18 protein-coding genes are annotated in these 20,537 nt (G+C 26.3%); 12 read left to right on the top strand and 6 right to left on the bottom strand.

Features of this window, described 5'->3' with window-relative positions:
- Positions 1-602 precede the first annotated feature (602 nt).
- From MarbSA_RS04810 to MarbSA_RS04755, 12 genes are all read left to right on the top strand, one after another.
- Positions 603-1,172: a flavodoxin family protein gene (locus MarbSA_RS04810; RefSeq protein ID WP_042702238.1), complete on the top strand. Its 570-nt coding sequence runs from the start codon at positions 603-605 to the stop codon at positions 1,170-1,172.
- Between the two features lie 12 nt (positions 1,173-1,184).
- Entirely contained in the window at positions 1,185-1,520 is a 336-nt protein-coding gene (locus tag MarbSA_RS04805) for a NifB/NifX family molybdenum-iron cluster-binding protein (RefSeq protein WP_054835180.1), read from the top strand.
- 89 nt (positions 1,521-1,609) lie between these two features.
- Positions 1,610-2,059 (top strand): flavodoxin family protein, encoded by a 450-nt coding sequence (locus MarbSA_RS04800; RefSeq protein WP_221061981.1) that lies wholly within the window; start codon positions 1,610-1,612, stop codon positions 2,057-2,059.
- 528 nt (positions 2,060-2,587) lie between these two features.
- Positions 2,588-3,166: a 30S ribosomal protein S3ae gene (locus tag MarbSA_RS04795; RefSeq protein WP_080459367.1), complete on the top strand. Its 579-nt coding sequence runs from the start codon at positions 2,588-2,590 to the stop codon at positions 3,164-3,166.
- Positions 3,167-3,465: 299 nt separating this feature from the next.
- Positions 3,466-4,164 carry a TIGR00297 family protein gene (locus tag MarbSA_RS04790; protein WP_278523826.1) on the top strand — a complete coding sequence of 233 codons (699 nt, stop codon included), beginning with the start codon at positions 3,466-3,468 and terminating at the stop codon, positions 4,162-4,164.
- A 377-nt stretch (positions 4,165-4,541) separates the two neighbouring features.
- On the top strand, positions 4,542-5,789 hold the full coding sequence (locus MarbSA_RS04785; RefSeq protein ID WP_221061980.1) for a 2,3-bisphosphoglycerate-independent phosphoglycerate mutase: 1,248 nt from the start codon (positions 4,542-4,544) through the stop codon (positions 5,787-5,789).
- Between the two features lie 40 nt (positions 5,790-5,829).
- Positions 5,830-7,224, top strand: a complete 1,395-nt coding sequence (glmM, locus tag MarbSA_RS04780; protein ID WP_221061979.1) for a phosphoglucosamine mutase — start codon at positions 5,830-5,832, stop codon at positions 7,222-7,224.
- Positions 7,225-7,322: 98 nt separating this feature from the next.
- A complete protein-coding gene (glmU, locus tag MarbSA_RS04775; RefSeq protein ID WP_042702219.1) occupies positions 7,323-8,603 on the top strand; it encodes a bifunctional sugar-1-phosphate nucleotidylyltransferase/acetyltransferase in 1,281 nt (426 codons plus the stop codon).
- A 306-nt stretch (positions 8,604-8,909) separates the two neighbouring features.
- Positions 8,910-9,410 carry a gamma carbonic anhydrase family protein gene (locus MarbSA_RS04770; RefSeq protein ID WP_221061978.1) on the top strand — a complete coding sequence of 167 codons (501 nt, stop codon included), beginning with the start codon at positions 8,910-8,912 and terminating at the stop codon, positions 9,408-9,410.
- Between the two features lie 228 nt (positions 9,411-9,638).
- The gene (gene hisC, locus MarbSA_RS04765) at positions 9,639-10,751 is read left to right on the top strand and encodes a histidinol-phosphate transaminase (RefSeq protein WP_221061977.1); all 1,113 of its coding nucleotides are present in this window, start codon (positions 9,639-9,641) and stop codon (positions 10,749-10,751) included.
- Between the two features lie 21 nt (positions 10,752-10,772).
- Positions 10,773-11,471: an anaerobic ribonucleoside-triphosphate reductase activating protein gene (locus MarbSA_RS04760; protein ID WP_221061976.1), complete on the top strand. Its 699-nt coding sequence runs from the start codon at positions 10,773-10,775 to the stop codon at positions 11,469-11,471.
- 304 nt (positions 11,472-11,775) lie between these two features.
- Positions 11,776-12,924 (top strand): tetratricopeptide repeat protein, encoded by a 1,149-nt coding sequence (locus MarbSA_RS04755; protein WP_054835632.1) that lies wholly within the window; start codon positions 11,776-11,778, stop codon positions 12,922-12,924.
- A 70-nt stretch (positions 12,925-12,994) separates the two neighbouring features.
- Here MarbSA_RS04755 and glmM (MarbSA_RS04750) read toward each other — a convergent pair whose 3' ends face one another.
- The 6 genes from glmM (MarbSA_RS04750) to thiC all read right to left on the bottom strand — a co-directional run bounded on the left by glmM (MarbSA_RS04750) (position 12,995) and on the right by thiC (position 20,168).
- Positions 12,995-14,377, bottom strand: a complete 1,383-nt coding sequence (glmM, locus tag MarbSA_RS04750) for a phosphoglucosamine mutase (protein ID WP_221061975.1) — start codon at positions 14,375-14,377, stop codon at positions 12,995-12,997.
- Positions 14,378-14,761: 384 nt separating this feature from the next.
- Positions 14,762-15,160 (bottom strand): OB-fold nucleic acid binding domain-containing protein, encoded by a 399-nt coding sequence (locus tag MarbSA_RS04745; protein WP_221061974.1) that lies wholly within the window; start codon positions 15,158-15,160, stop codon positions 14,762-14,764.
- Positions 15,161-15,761: 601 nt separating this feature from the next.
- Positions 15,762-17,414 carry an ATP-dependent DNA ligase gene (locus MarbSA_RS04740; protein ID WP_221061973.1) on the bottom strand — a complete coding sequence of 551 codons (1,653 nt, stop codon included), beginning with the start codon at positions 17,412-17,414 and terminating at the stop codon, positions 15,762-15,764.
- A 418-nt stretch (positions 17,415-17,832) separates the two neighbouring features.
- A complete protein-coding gene (locus tag MarbSA_RS04735; protein WP_054835696.1) occupies positions 17,833-18,321 on the bottom strand; it encodes a ferredoxin-thioredoxin reductase catalytic domain-containing protein in 489 nt (162 codons plus the stop codon).
- A 68-nt stretch (positions 18,322-18,389) separates the two neighbouring features.
- Positions 18,390-18,668 carry a glutaredoxin family protein gene (locus MarbSA_RS04730; RefSeq protein WP_042702205.1) on the bottom strand — a complete coding sequence of 93 codons (279 nt, stop codon included), beginning with the start codon at positions 18,666-18,668 and terminating at the stop codon, positions 18,390-18,392.
- Between the two features lie 225 nt (positions 18,669-18,893).
- A complete protein-coding gene (gene thiC / locus MarbSA_RS04725; protein WP_221061972.1) occupies positions 18,894-20,168 on the bottom strand; it encodes a phosphomethylpyrimidine synthase in 1,275 nt (424 codons plus the stop codon).
- Between the last annotated feature and the right edge of the window lie 369 nt (positions 20,169-20,537).

Genomic DNA, 20,537 nt, shown 5'->3' with positions numbered 1-20,537 from the left:
ATTCTTTCCTTATTTTTTATTTTCTTATTATTTTCTTTCTTTATTCTTTTCTTAAGCTATTTTTTCTTAAATTATTTTTTTCTTAAGTTATTCTTTTCTTAAATTATTCATTCATTAAATTATTTTTAAAATATTTTTTAATTTATAAAACTTTTTAAGATACTTTTTAAGATACTTTTTAATTTAAAAGTTTTTTATTAAATCTTCAATGAATTTTTTGTTAAGCTTATTAAACATTTTGTAAATAGTTTTTTACATTTTGTTAAAAATATTATACACTTATGTATTTATAATTTTCTATTTTCAATATTTTAATAACTTTTAATTTTATTTTTAAGGCTATTTTTAAAACCATTTTTTAAAATTATTTTCAATCAATATTTTTAAATAATATTTTTAAGTACTATTTTTAAATACTATTTCTAAGTACTATTTTTAATTTAATGAAAGTAATAAATGAATAAAATTTAATTAAAATAAAAAATATACATATTATTTGTATATTATATTAATCTATTTACAATTTTTAGTAAAGTATCTAAAATTGTTTAATATTTGAAATATCAAAATATTAAACATTTAAATTAGATGGAGTGTTAAAGATGGCAGATGTAATTTTATTAAGTGGAAGTCCTAGGAAAAATAGTAATACTGTTGAAGTTTTAGAAGTATGTGCTGATGAAATAGAAAAAGGTGGATTAAGTACTGAGATTTTATCCCTTCGTGGAATGCAAATTCAGTCTTGTATAGCTTGTAATAAATGTATAGAAAAGGGGAATTGTGTTTTAAAAGATGGACTTGATGAAATCATTGAAAAAATAAGAAAAGCTGATGGGTTCATCCCCGCAGCCCCTGTTTATTTTGGGACAGCTAGAGGGGATATAATGGCTGCTCTTCAAAGAATTGGGAAAGTTTCTCGTGGAACTGATCAATTTCTTTCATGGATGGTTGGTGGTCCAATAGCTGTAGCTAGAAGAGGTGGTCAGACTTTAACTCTTCAAGAAATGGCAATGGTTTTCCCTATAAACAATATGATCATGGTAGGTTCAAACTATTGGAATATGGTTTTTGCACTTGAAGAAGGTACTGCTAATGGTGATGAAGAAGGTATTGGAACAATAAAATTATTTGCCGAAAATGTTGCTAAATTAATTAATAAAATTAGAGATTAATTGGAGATAATCATGAGAATTGCTGTTGCTTCATCTGATGGAAAAAATGTTGATCTTCATTTTGGAAAAGCTAGATCTATATGTATTTTTGATTTTGATGAAGAAGGGAATAATAAAAAATTTATTGAAAAAAGATCTGTTGAATTTAACCCTGGAGAAAAACATCAGTGGATGAAGACTTTGAATGCAATTGGGGATTGTGACGTGGTTATTTGTGTTCAAGCAGGATTTAAATCAAAATTTGGAATTGAAGAATCTGGTATAAAACTTGTTGAAGATGAGGGTTCAATTGATGAAGCTTTAAATCGTTATATTGACCATTATAAGTTTATGAAGACTCCAATATAATAGAATAAAGTATAATAGATTAGATATAATAGAATTGGATATAAATCAATTATAATTAAATCAGATAAATAAATAGGAAAGGTTGGAATATGAAGTGTATTATTATATATGAATCAATACATCATAATAATACTGAGAAAGTAGCTAAAGTAATTGCAGATGAAATTGGTGGGGAATTAGTAAATGTGAGGGATTTTAATAAGAAGTACAAAAATCTGGATGAATATGATTTAGTTGGTTTTGGTTCTGGTATATATTATGGGAAAATTCATAAAAACATTAAAAATTTTATTGATACTACTGAACATATGGATAATCAGAAAAGTTTTATTTTTACTACAAGTGGTAGGAGTAAAAGTAGCTTCAATGAAAAGTTTAAAGATTTTTTAAATTCCAGAGGTTTTAATGTCATAGCTGATTTTAATTGTAAAGGTTTTGACACTTTTGGCCCACTTAAAATTGTTGGAGGTATAAATAAGGATCATCCTAATGAAGATGATTTGAATGATGCAAAAAAATTTGCAAAGTCTTTAAAATAACTTTTTTATTTTTTCCATTTTTTCCTGATTATTTAAAAGTATAGATGATCATTCGGATTTCTTTAATTATTTTTAATTATTTAACTTTTTAATTTTCTAATTTTTAATAATTTTCAATTTTTTTAAAAAACTTTAAATATGATAAATCCAAATGTTATATTAACCTTTATGGGCGGGTTTTAAAGTATTTTAAAACTTTATTATAAACAATTTTTACTAGTATTTGGATTGAGTCCAATATCAGATTTGCGAATTAGCTTATTTTATAGCTAAGAGGTCAATTTGAGTTAATTTTATTGTTTTTATAGTTATTATAGATAATTTTATGTAATTTTATATATTTTTATATAATTTTATATTTTTTATAAAATAAAAATATTATTTTAATAATATTCTATGCATTAGTAATATTGATATTAATTAGTATGAGTTCCAATTAAGGTACTCTTTGATTATATATTTCTGTTTCTAAAAATATTAATTTACAAATTAGGAAATTGAATAAAAAATTTATAGGATGTAATATTTATGGCAAAGGCAAAAAGAAGAAGAGCACGTGATACATGGAAAGAAAAATCTTGGTATACAATTAAAACTCCTGTGGCATTTGGAGATAAAGAAATTGGGGAAACTCCTTCTAGAGATCCTGATTTTTTAATAGGTAGGGGTGTAGAAGTCACTATGAGGGAATTAACTGGTGATTTTTCTAAACAATACATAAAATTAAAGTTTGAAGTTGATAATGTAGCTGGAGATATAGCTAATACTAAATTCACTGGTCATAAGGTAACAACTGATTATGTAAGAAGTATGATTAGAAGAGGAACAAGTAGAATTGATACTCATGTTGTTATTAAGACTAAAGACGATCATAAAATGAAACTTCATGTTTTAGCTATAACTACAAGAAGGTCTAAATCTTCCCAACAAAAGTTCATGAGAGAAACAATCACTGGGCTTGTTCAAAAATTAGCAAGCGAAAGAAGCTATGAAGATGTAATTGAAACTTCTGTTAATGGAAGAATGGCTTCTGAGATATATCATAGGGCTAAAAAGATCTATCCTCTTAAAAGAGTAGAAATTATTAAAAGTAAAGTATTAGATTAATTATTATATTATTCTAATATTTTTATTATTACAACTTTATTTTATTTTTAATAGTGTTATTATTATTATATTTTCATTATTATTATTTTTATCAATATTTTTATTATTATTATATTATTTTTATTATTACTACTTTTATTTTTACTTATTTTTGTATTAATCATTTTTATCATATTTTGTAATTTTCATAAAAAAAAGTTAAATTATACTTATATTTCTATAACTCATTTAACAATTAATTTTCACCAATTCGGCATATTTATATAAATCATATAATAAACTTAATAATGATGATTGTTATGGAAGAGACCTTAATGATAAATTGGGGGTATGTAGTTTTGCTTCTATTAGTGGGAGCTTTCACCTATAATCGAAAGGCTTTAGATTTATGGGGAACTCTTGCTATGGTTATTATGGGTATTATAATAATATTTTCTGCAGGTATCAGCTGGTTACTTCTAATATTAATTTTCTTAATTTTAAGTCTTGTTGCTACAAGACAGAGTAAATATTATAAACAGAATTTAGGAATATATGAAGGTAAAAGAACTGCAAAAAATGTTATTTCTAATGGTGTTGTAGCCTTCATAATGGCTGCATTTGGAGGCTATTATCTTCCACTTGTAGGGGGTTTTATAGGAGCTATTGCTACTGCTACTGCTGATACATTAGCAAGTGAGATTGGAATACTTCAAAGACCACGCCTTATAACTACAATGAGAAAAGTTGATCCTGGAACTGATGGTGCGATTTCTGTCCTTGGTACATTGGTGGGGATAATTGGTGCAGCTATAATTGGTATTGCTGCATTTTTTTTAGGCATAATATCTGATCCTGTTCTTTCTTTAAAAATCGCAGTTATTTCTGGTACTGTCGGTTGTTTTATGGATAGTATACTTGGAGCAGTTTTTGAAAGAAGAAATTTCATAAACAATGAGCATGTTAATCTTTTAGCTACTATAACTGGGGCATTAGTTGGTATAATTTCAACTTTGTGATTAATCAGTATTTATTTTTAATTATTAACTTTCTTTAATAACTAGATTTATTTTATTAAAACTTATATGTTTTAAATTTCAATATATATTACAATTATGATATATTGTAATTATGAGATAGAATTTGAAAAATAGATAAGATTTAAAAGATAATTGTGATATAATCAAAATATTAATATTAATATTAAATATTGATTATAAATATTGACTATGTAAATTTTGATTATATAAATTAATATTGAATAGTGGTATAAATATTGATTATAAGCATTATTTATAAATATTAGTTATTGATATTGATTATAGATAGTAATTATAATATTAATTATAAATATTTACTTTAAAATAGTTTTTTAATAATATACATTGTGATTTTTATGAAAGGAATGATTTTAATAATGGATGGACTTGGAGATCGTCCATTAAAAGATTTAAATGGAATGACTCCATTACAAGCAGCTAAAACTCCAAACATGGATAAAATGGCTGAAAAAGGTATTAATGGATTAATGGATTCTATTAAACCGGGTATAATTCCTGGAAGTGATACTGCCCATATTTCAATACTTGGTTATGATCCTTATGAGATTTACACTGGAAGAGGTCCTTTTGAAGCTTCTGGTGTTGGTGTTGATATTTTACCTGGGGATATAGCATTCAGATGTAATTTTTCAACAGCTGATAATAATAAAATAATTACTGATAGGCGTGCTGGAAGAATAAGAGATGGAACAAAAGATATTATTAATACTCTTAATGAAATGGTTATTGAAGAGTATGAAGATGTGAAAATTATTTTTAAAGAGTCTACTGGTCATAGAGCAGTTCTTGTTCTTCGATCTGAAGGTGATGAGTCTCTTTCAGATGCAGTTTCAGATGCAGATCCTAAAAATGAAGGAAAACCCCCAAAAATAGTTTTTCCAACTGATGATACTAAAGAAGCTGTTAGAACCGCAGATATTTTAAATAAAGTTGTTAATAAATCATATGAAATGATTAAAAATCATCCTGTTAACCAAGAAAGAGAAAAAAATGGTGAACCTCCTGCGAATATAATTGTACCTAGAGGTGCTGGTGCAGTACCTGAAGTTGAACCTATAAATGAAAAATATAATCTTAATTCTGTATGTATTGCAGAAACTGGACTTATTATGGGTATAGGAAGGTTTGCAGGTATGGATATTATTGAAGTTGATGGAGCAACTGGTGGAACAGACACTAACCTTGATAATATTATTGATGAGATTGTTAAACATGCAACTGGTGATGAATATAATTTTTTACTTATAAATATTGATGGTGCAGATGAAGCTGGTCATGATGGTAGTTTTGAAGAGAAATTGGAATTTATAGAGAAAGTTGATAAAGTTGTCATAAAAAAATTGTTAGAAATTGAAGATTGTTATATAATATTGACTGCAGATCATTCCACTCCGATTTCTAGAATGGATCATACTGCAGATCCAGTTCCAATAATTATTAATGGTCCTGAAGTCAGAATTGATAATGTAAATGAGTTTAATGAAATAGAAGCTCATAAAGGAGGACTTTGCAGAATACGTGGTTCTGATGTTATGGACATTTTAATGGATTTGATGAATAATTCTTCTAAATTTGGAGCTTAATCTTTAATTATCTTGATCTTAATTATGGTGGAATAATAAAATGCCTGTTAATACTAAGAATAATAAAAAACTTTTTGGAACTTCTGGAATAAGGGGGAAAATTGGTGAAGAAGTTACATCAAATCTTGCCTTGAATGTTGCAAAAGCATTAGCCACTTATTTAGGTGGGACTGGAAATGTTGTTTTGGGTTATGATACAAGAACAACTAATAAAATGCTTGACAATGCAATTACAGCAGGATTGCTTGAATCAGGAGTCAATGTTTTAAAAATAGGTATGGTTCCAACACCTCTTGTAGGTTATGCTGTTAAAACTTTAAATGCTGATGCAGGAATAATGATTACAGCATCTCATAATCCTTCACAATATAATGGTATTAAAATATGGAATAGTAATGGAATGGCATATACTCCTTCTCAAGAAAGAGAAATAGAAAATATATATTATTCAAAAGAATTTAAAGAAGCTAGTTGGGATAATATTGGAACAATTTATCATGATAAAGAAATTAAACAAAAATATATTAACAATCTTTTGAGCATTGTTGACATTAAACCAGGATTAAAAGTAGTAATTGACTGTGCTTCTGGTGCAGGTTCTGAATTATCTCCATTGATATTTAGAATGGCAGGATGTGAAGTTGTTACTGTAAATTCTCAAATTGATGGATTTTTCCCAGGCAGAAATCCTGAACCAAATGAGGCAAATTTAGGGGATTTAATGAAAGTTGTCATAGCTACTGGGGCTGATTTAGGAATAGCTCATGATGGTGATGCTGATAGAATGATTGCAATAGATGAGAATGGTCGAGTTGGGGATTTCGATAAGCTATTAGCAATAATATCAGGATATATGGCTGAAAAATATGGAAAAAATGATTTAAAGGTTATTACTACTGTTGATGCAGGTATATGTCTCGATGAATCTTTAGATCATGTTAATGGCAATATTATTAGGACAAAAGTCGGTGATGTGAATGTAGCCGAGTCTATAATTGAAGAAAATGCTATATTTGGTGGAGAACCTTCTGGAACATGGCTGCATCCTGATTTTTGTATGTGTCCTGATGGTATTCTTTCAGGTCTTAGGATGGCAGAAATTGTATCAAAAAAAGGTTATCTTTCTAAACTTTTAGATAATATTCCAAATTATTCAAATATTAGGGAAAAAATAAACTGTTCTAAAGAAGATAAAATTAAAGTAATGGAAAATATGGAAAAATTACTAACAACATCTTTTGATGATGTTGTTGATGTTAATACAATTGATGGAGTTAGATTAACATTTTCAGATGATAGTTGGGTTTTAGTTAGACCTTCTGGAACAGAAGATTACATTAGAGTAACTTTAGAGGCTAAAACCATTGAAAATGCAAATTTAATAAGAGATGTTTCGGTTAAAATAATTAAAGATAATTTGAATTATAAAAAATAATAATTGTAAAATAATTATTTCTATTATTTTATTATATTTGTATTATTTAATTTATTATTTACTTTATAAATATATAGAAATTATATAGAGGGGATTTTTTGAAAGCTATAATTTTAAGCGCAGGGGAAGGAACAAGAATGAGGCCGTTAACACTTACTAGGCCGAAGACAATGCTTCCAGTAGCAGGTAAACCTATTATACAATATAATATTGAGTCTTTAAGAGATAGTGGGGTTACTGATATTCTTTTAATTGTAAATTATAAGGAAGATATGGTTAGAAATTATTTCAAGGATGGAAAAGACCTTGGAGTCAATATAACTTATAAAAAACAAGAAGAATTGTCTGGAACTGCCAATGCTATTGGTTATGGTGAAAATTTTGTTGATGATGAATTTATAGTTTTGAATGGGGATATAATACTTGACACTGCTCTTTTAATGAATATTATAGAGGAATATTATAAAAATAATCCTGATACTTTAATGGTTTTAACAGAAGTTGAAGATCCAACTCTTTTTGGTGTTGTTGAAATTAAAGAGAATATAGTTAATGAAATAATTGAAAAACCATCCATTGATGAAGCACCAAGTAACTATGTTAATACTGGGATTTATATATTTAATAAAGATATCTTTGAAAAAATATCAAAAACAAAAAAATCTTCAAGGGGAGAATATGAGATTACTGATTCATTAGCTATGCAAATTGATGATGGCAAAACTATTTGGGGATTTAAATCTAATAAAAAATGGCTCGATGTTGGACGCCCTTGGGAGCTAATTGAAATTAATGAATATTTTTTAGAAGAAATTACTACTAATATTAAAGGTAAAGTAGAGCCTGGTGCTCATATTCATGGTAATATTCATCTTGGTGAAGGTAGTGTGATTAGATCTGGAGTTTACATAATGGGCTCTGTTTATATCGGAGAAGATTGTGATATTGGTCCAAATTGTTATATTAGAGGAAGTACTTATCTTGGTAATAATGTTAATGTTGGTAATGCTGTTGAGATAAAAAATTCAATAATAATGGATGATACTAATGTTAATCATTTAAGTTATGTTGGTGATTCTGTTATTGGATCTAATTGTAATATAGCTGCTGGTACAAATGTAGCTAACTTAAGATTTGATAATGAAACTGTTAAAACAACAATAAAAGATGAAAAAATTGATAGTGGTAGACGTAAGCTTGGTGCAATTTTTGGTGATTCTGTTAAAACTGGAATTAACTCAAGTTTCAGTCCTGGGGTGAAAGTTGGTTGTAATTCTTCTGTTGGTTCTGATGTTTTACTTTATGAAGATCTTGATTCTGATAAAGTTGTTTTAGTAAAACAAGAACATATAATTTCTAATAAAAAAGAAGATAAGTAGTAGATGAAAATAATTTCTATGGTGTAATGCTTATTTCTTTAATTATTGTTCAATATTAGTAATAAAGTTCAATACTTATAATAAAATATTTTTAAATAATTTATTTTAATTATTATTTTATTCTAACATTATTTGATATATTAGAATTACACTTGTATTATATTTATTATTAAATTTAGTATTATAATTAGTATTATACTTAAAATACTCAATATTAGCATATTTTGTATTATATTAGCATAATTAATAATTATACTTAGCATAATTAGTATTATATTTAACATTATATTTATTTATAGTGATAGTATGGTCATTAATAGTTTAAATGATTTAAAACCAGTATTGCATAAATCTGTGAGGACTTTTGAGGGTTCTCATATTATCGGTGATGTAAAAATAGGTGAAAATTCTTCTGTGTGGTATAATGCAGTTATTAGGGGGGATAAAGGACCTATAATCATAGGTAAATCTACTAATATTCAAGATAATTGTGTTATTCATTGTTCTGATACTTTAACCACTACATTAAAGGATTTTGTTTCAGTAGGTCATGGTGCAATTATCCATGGCTGTGAAATAGGTGAAAATGTTATTATTGGAATGAATGCGACAATTTTAAATGACTCAAAAATTGGTAATGATTCTATTATTGGTGCAGGGTCTGTTGTAACAGAAGGAAAAGAATTTCCAGACAAAAGTTTAATTTTAGGAGTTCCTGGAAGAGTAGTAAGACAATTAACTTCTGATGAGATAAATAAAATTAAATTAAATGCATTAAATTATGTGGAATTAATGAAAGATTATTAGCTTTATTTTTAATTTAGTTTAGTTTTATGTAATCTATTAATTTTTTAATATATTAGCTTCTTTAATATATTATTTTGTTTAATTTAATGGTTCATATTAGTTAAATTTATTCTATTTCAATTAAATATATTTATATTATCAATATTTAAATTGTTATTATTTAAAATAATTTTATTAATTAAAGTAATTTTTATTAATTAATATAATTTTATAGATTAAGGTAATATTATGAGAGTAAGAAAAATAGTAAATGAATTAGATCCTTATATTCCTGGAAGGTCTCAAGATGAGATAGCTGAAGAATTTGGTTTGAAAAAAGAAGATATAATAAAATTAGGATCTAATGAAAACCCCTGGGGTCCTTCAAAAAAAGCTATTTCTAGTATTGAAAATGAATTAAGTTCCATAAATCGTTATCCTGAATCTGATTTATCTGATTTAAAAAAAGAGATTGCAAGTTATTCAGGAGTTAATATTTCGGAAGTTATTGTTGGTGGAGACGGTGCTGATGAAATTATTGATATCTTAGCAAAAACATTTATAGAAGAAGGAGATGAATTTATTGTTCCTTTACCATCTTATATGTATTATGAATTTTTGTTTAAACCATATGGAGCCATTCCTATTTATGGAAGGTGGAATTTAGAAGATAATACTCTGGATCTTGATTCTATTATATCTAAAATAAATGAAAAAACAAAAATGATATTTTTATGCTCTCCTAACAATCCTACTGGTGCTTTAGTATCTAGAGAAGATATAATTAAGATTTTAGAATTTACTGAAGAAAAAGAAATAGTTTTAGTTATAGATGAAGCTTATTTTGAGTATTCTGGAGTAAATAACTTAGATCTTATAAAAAACAATTCAAATGTTTTTATAATGAGGACAATGTCTAAAGTTTTTGGATTAGCGGGCATGAGAGTTGGATATGGTCTTGCAAATTCTGAAATGATAGAATATATGCATAGAATAAAACCAGTATTTTCCCTTACGAAACTTTCTTATTTTGCAGCATTAAATACACTTAAAGATAAAGAATATATTGAAAATTCAATAAAAAAAGGTATTGAAAGTAGAGAATTTTTATTTAAAGAGTTATCTAAAATAAATTCACTAAATGTTCTTAAATCATATTCTAATTATATTTTAATTGGAATAAAAGAAATTGGAATTACTGCAAAAGATTTATCTCAGAAACTTATGGAGAATGGTGTAATTGTTAGAGATTGTACTTCATTTAAAGGATTAGATGAATATTGGATTAGAGTTAGTATTGGTACAATAGAGGAAGATAAAAAATTTTTAGAAATTTTTAATAAGATTATTAATGATATATAATATTGTGTAATTTGTGATAATATGGAAACAGGAGGAACTTTAATATCTTCAGTTGAGTATAATGGAAAGATATCATTAGTTATATTTATGGCTCATTGTCCTTTAAGATGTCCATATTGTCATAATGCAGAATTATTAGAAACTGGTGAAGAAACACCTTTAAAAGATATTCTGGGAATTATTAATGATTCTTCAGACTATATAGATGCTGTTGTAATATCTGGAGGAGAACCTTTGGTTCAATTAGATAATACAATTGAAGTATTAAAATATTCAAAATCTTTGGGCCTTAAAACTAAAGTTGATACAAGTGGCTGTTATCCTGAGCGCATAAAAAAAATTTTAAATTTCACTGATTATGTTGCTATGGATATTAAAGCTCCATTTAATAAGTATAAGGAAATTATAGGTTCGGATATTGGTAAAAATGTTGAAAAAAGTATGGAAATAATCAATGGCAATCAAAATACTTTTTTAGAGTGTAGAACTACTTATGTCCCTACACTTTTGAATCATGAAGATATTAAACAAATTTCTCGTGAAATTGATTGTGATGTTTATACATTACAACAATTTAGAAATAATAATGTATTAGATGAAAATTTAAAAGATGTTAAAAGCCCAAATCCTTTAGAACTTAAAAAATTAGCTAAAGAAATAAAACCTATTTTAAAAAAAGTAAAAGTAAAAACATCAGAGTTTGGAGAAGAGTGTATTTAGTAATTTATAAATTAATATACATTTATCATAATTTTTACTAATATTTCTTATTAAATATTAACATATGATTAATTTGTAATATATACTTTAATTTTTTATATATAATAACTATACTAATTTATAAATATTTATTTTATAATATTACTAATTTATAATATACTAATTTTATAATATATAATAATTTATAAATTACTAAATCAAACCCTAAATAATATCATATTATTAATAGAAACTTTAATTATTTTATATGAAACAATAAACACATATAATTTTATTGAAGTATTCTTTTATTTGGAGGAAGATAATGCCAATTATATCATTTGGAAGCCAAGACATAGACCTCATAACTGGCAAAAAAACAATGACTATTAGAAAGTTATGGAAAAATCCTCTTAAAGTTGGAGATAGATTACATTGTTATTGGAATCTAGTTTCTAAAGAAAAAAAGAAAATATTTGAAGCTGAAGTTATTGATGTTGAACTAATTCCATTCAAAGATTTAAAAAATAATGATAAAATAGCTAAAGAAGAGGGATATGGCAGTTCTCAAGATATGATTAAAGAATTTAAAAAGATGTATGTTAATGGTATTGATGATGAAGATATATTTCAAATAATTCATTTTAAAAAGTTAGATGTTGATAAATGGGAAGGTGAAAAGATTGATGAAAAAGCAATGGTGACTCAAAGAGCAGATATATTGTTTGATAGTGGTAAATATGATAAATCTGCTCTGTGTTATACTGCTGCTTTAAAATTTGATCCTGAAGATGTTTATTTACTAAATAAGAGAGGAGATAATTTATCTCGTTTAGGTAAGTTTGAAGAGGCTATTGAATGTTATAATAAAGCTTTGAAAATAGAGCCTAAAAATGAATATATTTGGAATAATAAATCTATTGCTCTTCTTAATTATGGTGATCCTGAAGAAGCTTTAAATGCTAATAATAATGCAATGAAAATAAATCCTAAAAACCCTGTTGTTTTATATTGGAGAGGATTTATTTTGGAGGTTTTAGGAAAATTTAACGAAGCTATTGATATCTATGATGATTTATTAAAAATAGATAGTAAAAATCCTGAAGTTTGGAATGCTCGTGGAAATTTGCTTTCTGAAATGGAAAAATTAGAAGAAGCCTTAAAATCATATGATACGGCATTAGAATTGTGTTTTGATGATGAAGAAGTGGATGCTGAAACACAAAATAGAAAAGGCAATGCTCTTTTAGATCTTGGAAGATTTGATGAAGCATTAGAATCTTATGACAAAGCTATAGAAATTGCTAATAATAATTCAGAAGATTCAAGCTATTTCATACTTAATAAAGGAGTCGTTTTAATGGAATTAAATAGATTTCAAGAAGCAATGGAAAGCTTTACTAAAGTATTAGCAATAGATCCTAATAATGATGATGCTAGAGTTTTAAGAGATGAATGTTTGGAGAATTTATAAGTTTTATATAAAGCTTTATAGAAGAAACAATATAAAGCTTTATAGAATATTATTCTATTTTTTATGTTAATCAATAATCTTTGAATTTTTCAATCAATGATATTCCCCATTCAGCCATTTCAGTAGCTGTTTTTTGGGAATTACTTTCAGAAAAACATCTAAATATTGGTTCAGTACCAGAAGGACGAATTATAACCCAACCCTCATTTTTAAAGATTTTAACACCATCTGTTGTATCAATGGCATATCCCAGGTTAGCTACTTCACCTGCAACTTTTTCCATAACTTCTTGTTTTTTATCATCTTCACATTCACATTTCATTTTTTCTGAATAATATACTGGAAGCTCTTCTACAAGTTCTGATAATTTTTTGTTTTCTATGGCCATTATTTCTAATATTTTTGCTGCTGAAAGTGCTGCATCTCTTCCATATACGAAGTCTGGAAAAATCAATCCTCCGTTTTCTTCTCCACCAAATAGTCCATTTTCTTCTTTTAATTTTCGAGCTACAAGAAGATCTCCTACAGCAGTAGCTATTACTTCTCCATTATTTTCTTTTGCAATATCATATATTGCTGTTGAGGTAGCAACTGTAGTTACAATTATATTTGTAGTGTTTTCATGAGCTAAATTTTCATTTTTTTCTTTTAACATTCTTTTTTGAACTAAAGAGAATGATTTATCACCAAGAACAAACTTTCCTTTCTCATCAATACATATTGTTCTATCAGCATCCCCATCATGAGCTATTCCTAAATCTGCACCTAAATTTTTAACAGCAGATATTAAATCACCTAAATTTGCTTCAATCGGTTCTGGGTCACGACCAGGGAAAAATCCATCTGCTTGAGAATTTAATGTTATCAATTCACATCCAAGTCTTCTTAAAATAGTTGGTGCAGTAAAACATCCTGCTCCTGATCCACAATCAAGAACAACTTTTAATTTGACCTCTTGAATTGCTTTAACATCAACTCTTTTAAGAACTTCTTCTATGTATTCTTCGATTATTTTATCATTTTTAAAAAGATTTCCAATAGATTTCCAAGATGCACGATTTACTTCACCATCAAAATATATATTTTCGATAGCTATTTCATCAGTATCACTTAAGCCTATACCATCTTTATCAACAAATTTAATACCGTTGTATTTTGGAGGGTTATGAGATGCAGTGACTATTATTCCTCCATCATAATAATTTCGAACTGCATACTGTACTGCAGGGGTTGGTAGAATTCCTAAATCTATAACATCACATCCAGAGGACATAAGTCCTGCAATTATAGCATGTTTTATCATTGGCGTTGTTGTTCTAGTATCTCCTCCAATAGCTACTTTCCCTTTAATTAAAGTACCATAACTTGCAGCTAGCTTTGATGCAAATTCTGGTGTTAAAAAGTCATTAGCTGTTTTTCTTACACCAAATGTTCCGAATAATCGTTTTTTCATTGTGATAACCTTTTAAATTCTTTTTATCATTATAATATACTTTATTGAAGTTTTTTCATTGATTAAATAAATTTTTATAACTTTCTTATTTGATATATTTAATTATTATATTATTAATGATTTTGGATATAAATTTAATTCTTCTATTTACTTATCTTTTTCTGTTTCTATACATTTAATTTCTATTTCAGTTTCATTCTATTAAATTTAATTCTATTTTAAGCTTTAATTAAATTATTATTATAATAAATATTAATTGGATAGATTTTAATGAATATATTTTATTAGATATATTTTATTTGATATATTTTATTTGATATATTTTATTAGAAGAATATTTTATTATAATAAGTTATTGAATATAATTTGCTAGATATAGAATTTTTAATTTTCTATCTTGATGGAATTTGAATCATGTATAATTAATTCCATCGTTGATTTAAATTCAGTAACAGTTCCTGTAACTATAACCTTTTTATTTTCGAAATTTTCAATGTTAATTTCATTTTCTGCAAATTTTGTTATTGTAGATTCAAATATCATCATATTTATTCTTCCAGAACCATCATTAAGAGTTAGTATGTAATTTTTTCCATTTGATGATTTTTGTATCGTATCTATATTCCCAGTAACCGTGACCTCTTCATCTATCATTCCTCTATCTATATCTTTTATAATCACTTCTTTTGGACTTATTTCTCCTGCAAAAATAATCATTCCTATTAATCCAATTAGTGTTGTTATTAAAGCTATTTTAAATATTTTTTCATCTGTTATTTCCATTTTAACATCCTAATTTTTTATTTTAGATTAAATATTCTAAAATGATATTTTATTTATCTTTATGAATGTTTGAGGAAAAATAATATTTAAATCTTATTCAATTATATTAATAATTTAAATTCTTCTCTTTTTAATTGTTTTACAATTAATAAATTCTTATTTTATTGTAAAATTTATCTTCTTCTTTAAAAGATTCATTCGTTTTAAAAATACCTATAGCAAATAATAAAATAAATTAATAAGAATAATGGCTATGGTAACTATGATAAAAATAATGGAGATAATAGAAATAGTGAGAGTAGTAGAGATATTAATATAAGAAATTATAATAGAAATTATAATAGAAGTTGTAGCATAGAATTTGTAGCTTTAATAATAGTAGTAACTAATAGAATATATGGATTTAATATTAATATGATAATGAATTTATAATACTAATTATTATAATAATTCCTATAATTAATGATATAACTTAAAAATAAACGATATATAATAATTAATATAGAAAATAAAACATATATAATATTCAATAGAAAAAATAAACAGATATGCTATACTAATAGGTATACTATACTAATAGGAAGATAATTATTTATTCGTCCTATCCTTTAAACATAGATTTTAAACGTTCCACTGTATCAATATCTGATAGTCCTTTATCTTCCCTAATCCTTTTTACTACTGGAAATCGCAAAGAGTATCCTGCTTCATATTCAGGACTTTTAACGATTTCACTATATGCAATTTCTAGAATTATTCTTGGCTCAACATCTATCTTTGTACCTTTTTCTACAATCTTGTATTTTTTCATGAGATTAGTTAGTTCTGCTAATGTTTCATCATCTAAACCAGTAGCTACATGTGCTAATGTTTTTAAATCACCATTTTCATCAGCTAAAGCTACTTTATATGATCCAATAAAGCTTGCTCTTTTTCCAACACCATAAGTCCCACCTACCACTACTACATCTAATGTTTCTGGTTCAGCCTTAAATTTTAGCATTTTTTTTCCACGTATTCCAGGAATATATGGTTCTTTTGGATTTTTTATCATAATTCCTTCATGTCCTTTCGATATGGATTCATTAAAGAGTATTTGAGCATCTGAAATATTTTCAGATGTGACTTTAATCATCTTACTAAGATTTATTTGATTCTTTTCAGTTTTAACAATAGATTCAAGTGTTGCACGTCTTATTTCTAATGGTTTATCTATCATTGGCTCTTTAAAATAGAGAAGGTCAAAAAGATATAATTTGAGTGGTACATCTTCAATTGCTTTTTCAATATTGTATTTTCTTCTTACTCTTTGCAGCATATACTGAAAAGATATAGGATTATTATTTTTTGTAGCAATTATTTCACCCTCGGCTATAAAATCTTGGTTGGGAAATGATTCTCTGATATAATCTACCATTTCAGGAATTGCTTTACTAATATTTTCAAGTCGACGGGTAAATAGATTTATTTTGTCATTTTTTTTATGTATCTGAACTCTTATTCCATCATATTTTGTTTCACAGATAGCTTCTCCCATTTCTTCAACACTAATAGCTATTCCCTCTGAAAGCTGAGCTAACATAGGTTTCACCGGCTTACCAGGACTTAAATTCAATTTTTTGAGTCCATTTTCTCCTTCTTCTTTAGCTACTTTAGCTACTAATCCTAAATCATTTGTAAGCATATGTGCACGATCTGCAACTGATTTTTCTACTTCAAATGCTTGTGAAATTGCGTCACGTATTGTTCCTTCTCCAACCCCTATTCTAAGCTCTTCAATTATAGTTCTAGATATATATTTTGCTTCAGTTGCTGTGGCAGATGATAAAAGTTCTAAAACAATAGCTATTTTTCTTGATGTTGACCTATCACCAGAGATTTTAGCTAATTTTCTAAGATTATTAAATACAAAATCTATCTCGAGAGGTTTAAAAAAGAAAGTTGTTTGAGATTTATTTTTATATAATTCTTCAGCAGCTCCTCCAATATCACCTTGTTCTCTGACTTGATCCTCTACTTTATTTATTGAAACACCCACAACATTGGCTATTGATTTCATAAGTAATTTATCAGCTAAGCCTTGTTCTTCTTCACACCATGGGGGGAAAACTGTACCTAGGGCCATAAGAACAACCTTTGGAAGTGTTTCAATATCTACTTCTTTAAAAAATTCAGATAATATGCTTGTTTTTTCCAAACGCTTTGTTGTTGCAGCCAATGATTCATATACATCAACTAGTTTTTTATACTTCATTTTACCTTTACCTTGCTTTATCAGTATATTCTAGCAAATAATTATCTATTTATGTTTTCTGATTTACTATCCATTACTATCATATTTCAATACTTAATAATTATCTATTATATTACTATAAATATTTAATACTATAAATATTAAAGTTATAGGATTGAAATTGAGTACTATAATAAATTTATATATTATAAAAAGATATTTTATGAAAAATTTAAAGTTTAAAAATTAAAGTCAAATAATTAAATAACTAAATAATTAAAGATTCAAATAATTAAAGACTAAACTAATTAAGACTAAAATCAAATAATTTTAAATATTAATAATTATAATTAAAGATAAAATTGTTAAAATAGTAAAATTGTTAAAATAGTAATTTATATTAAAAATAAAAATTAATTTGAATAAATATTATGTTAAATTACAATATTTGTTCAAATCTTTCAGCATCTACTTTACAGATTGGACAGTTATTTGGAGGTTTTGGTCTACTACATAAATATCCACAAACTTTGCATCTCCACACAGGAAACTCAAAATTAAGAGATGAAACATTATCTTTGTTTGATTGAGTCTTTTTATTTTTTTTAAGTTCCAATTCCTTCAACCTCCTATCTGGTATTGATGTTAACTTTTTTTTACCATCTAGAACATCTTGAGTAACATATAATGCACAGAAACAGGCTCCATAATCATTTAAATCCTCATCTCTGTAATCACAGGGACAAATTAAATCAAGATCTTTTTCTTTTTCTCCTGATGCTAATCTACAAGGACAAGCTCCATATCCATATCTTTCAATATTAACATCAATGTTTTCAAGCAACATCTCTACAAATTCCACATCATCATTGACATTATAACCAGAAGATTCAGCTTCTTTTTTAAAGTTATCATAAGCTTGACCCATAATATCCCTTTTTTCCCTATATTTACTCTTTTATGTTTGATACATCACTTTTATTAATTTTTAAGTTTTTAACTTAATTTGGATTTAATTCTATCCTCTTCGAATCCGATTATTGTATCTGAATCGTTTATAACTAATGTTGGGAATGAGATGTCTGGATTATATTGTTTAAGGGTTTCAACAGCTTCTTCTCTTTCATCACCATTTGTTAAATCAACATAAATGTAATCGTATTCTACCCCAAGATCTTCAATTAACATTCTTGTTTTTTTACACCATCCACAAGTACTCAAAGCAAACAGAATAATGTTTCCTTTATTTTCACCATCTACATGTTCTAATTTCATTTTATAACTTCCTTTTATTAAATTTTATTAAATTTTAAGTAATAATTCATTTATACTTTTATTATTCATATTATATTAATTTATTCTATTATTTTACTAAAAATTCATTATCTTAGTGACAATTTATTATTTTACTAAAAATTCATTATTTTTCTAATTCATTGTTTTATTAAAATTCATTATTTTGTTGAAATAAATATTTTCTTAAAAATCCTATAAAGATTTTTAAAAGTCGTCTTTTGCTATTCGAATAGCACAGTATTCTCCACACATGGAACACATATCTTCTTCTTCCACTGGACAGCTTTCACGATATTTTTCACATTTTTCTCTATCAAATGCAAGTTCAAACTGTTTATCCCAATTAAATGTTTTTCTAGCTATTGCCATATCTTTTTCTTTTTTTAATGCAGAATTTAATCCTTTTGCAACATCTGCGGCTTGAGCTGCTATTTTAGAAGCAATAACTCCTTCTTTTACATCTTCAAGATTTGGAATTGATAGATGTTCAGCAGGTGTAACATAACATAAGAAATTAGCTCCTGATTGTGCAGCTATAGCTCCTCCTATTGCAGAAGTAATATGGTCATATCCTGGAGCTAAATCAGTGACAATTGGTCCAAGAACATAGAAAGGAGCACCGTAACATAGAGTTTTTTGTATTTGCATATTTGATGCTATTTGGTTCATTGGAACATGTCCTGGGCCTTCTACCATACTTTGTACTGATGCATCTTGTGCTCTTTTTACTAAAGTTCCAAGATTTACTAATTCTTGTATTTGTGAGATATCTGTTGCATCCTGAAGACAACCTGGTCTTAATCCATCTCCTAAACTTAAGGTAATATCATATTCATATGCTATTTCAAGAATATAATCATAGTTTTCGTATAAAGGGTTTTCTAAACCATTATGAAGAATCCATGATGCTAGAAAAGTACCTCCTCTACTAACAATACCCATTGTTCTTTTAGCATGTGTTAATTTTTCTACAAGGTCTTTATTTATACCACAGTGAAGTGTCATAAAATCAACACCTTCTTTGGCTTGATTTTCAATTGCTCTAAAAATATCTTCTTCACTCATACTTGTTATAGGTTCTCCTCTTTTTTGTGTAGATACTCCTGCTTCATATATTGGAACAGTTCCTATGGGGATATTTATTTCATCCATTATTCTTTCTCTAAATTCTTTAAGATTTGGTCCAGTACTCAAATCCATTAATGCATCAGCACCATATTTCACTGCTGTTTTAGCTTTTTCAATTTCAAGAGGTAGATTTTCCATTTTTGATGATGATCCAATGTTTGCATTGATTTTTGTTTTCAAATTGTCTCCAATTCCACATGGTTTTGTTTTTTTGTTGATATTTTTTGGTATTACAACTTTACCTATAGCAATCATCTTTCTAAGTTTTTCAGGAGAAATATGTTCCTCGTTAGCTATAATTTCAACTTCTTTGGTTATGTTGCCTTTTCTAGCTTCTTTCATTTGAGTCAATTAAATACCTCTTTTATTTGTTGATTATTATTTACAAATATTTACTTATTAAACTATTATTATTGTTATTATTATAGTTGGAATCTTTAATATTTTCAATATTATTGTTTCAACTATTATCTTATCTTAGATTTCTTAATATTTATTATTCTTATTTTTATTATTTTTATCATTATTTTTTATTCTTGCTTTTTTATACTATTTTTTATTTATTATTTTTTATATTTTTCATTTTCAGCATTTTTATTTTATTTTTCTATGTTTTGCTATTAATTTTATTAATTAAAGTATTAAAATTAATTTGATAATTAATGAATCTTTAATAATTATCAAATGAATTAATAATATTAACAAAAGAATTAATAATAA

Origin of the sequence: Methanobrevibacter arboriphilus (assembly GCF_019669925.1) — an archaeon.
GTDB classification, from domain to species: domain Archaea; phylum Methanobacteriota; class Methanobacteria; order Methanobacteriales; family Methanobacteriaceae; genus Methanobinarius; species Methanobinarius arboriphilus_A.
Note: the sequence above shows the minus strand (reverse complement) of the source record. Positions and strands in the feature narration are given on the sequence as shown.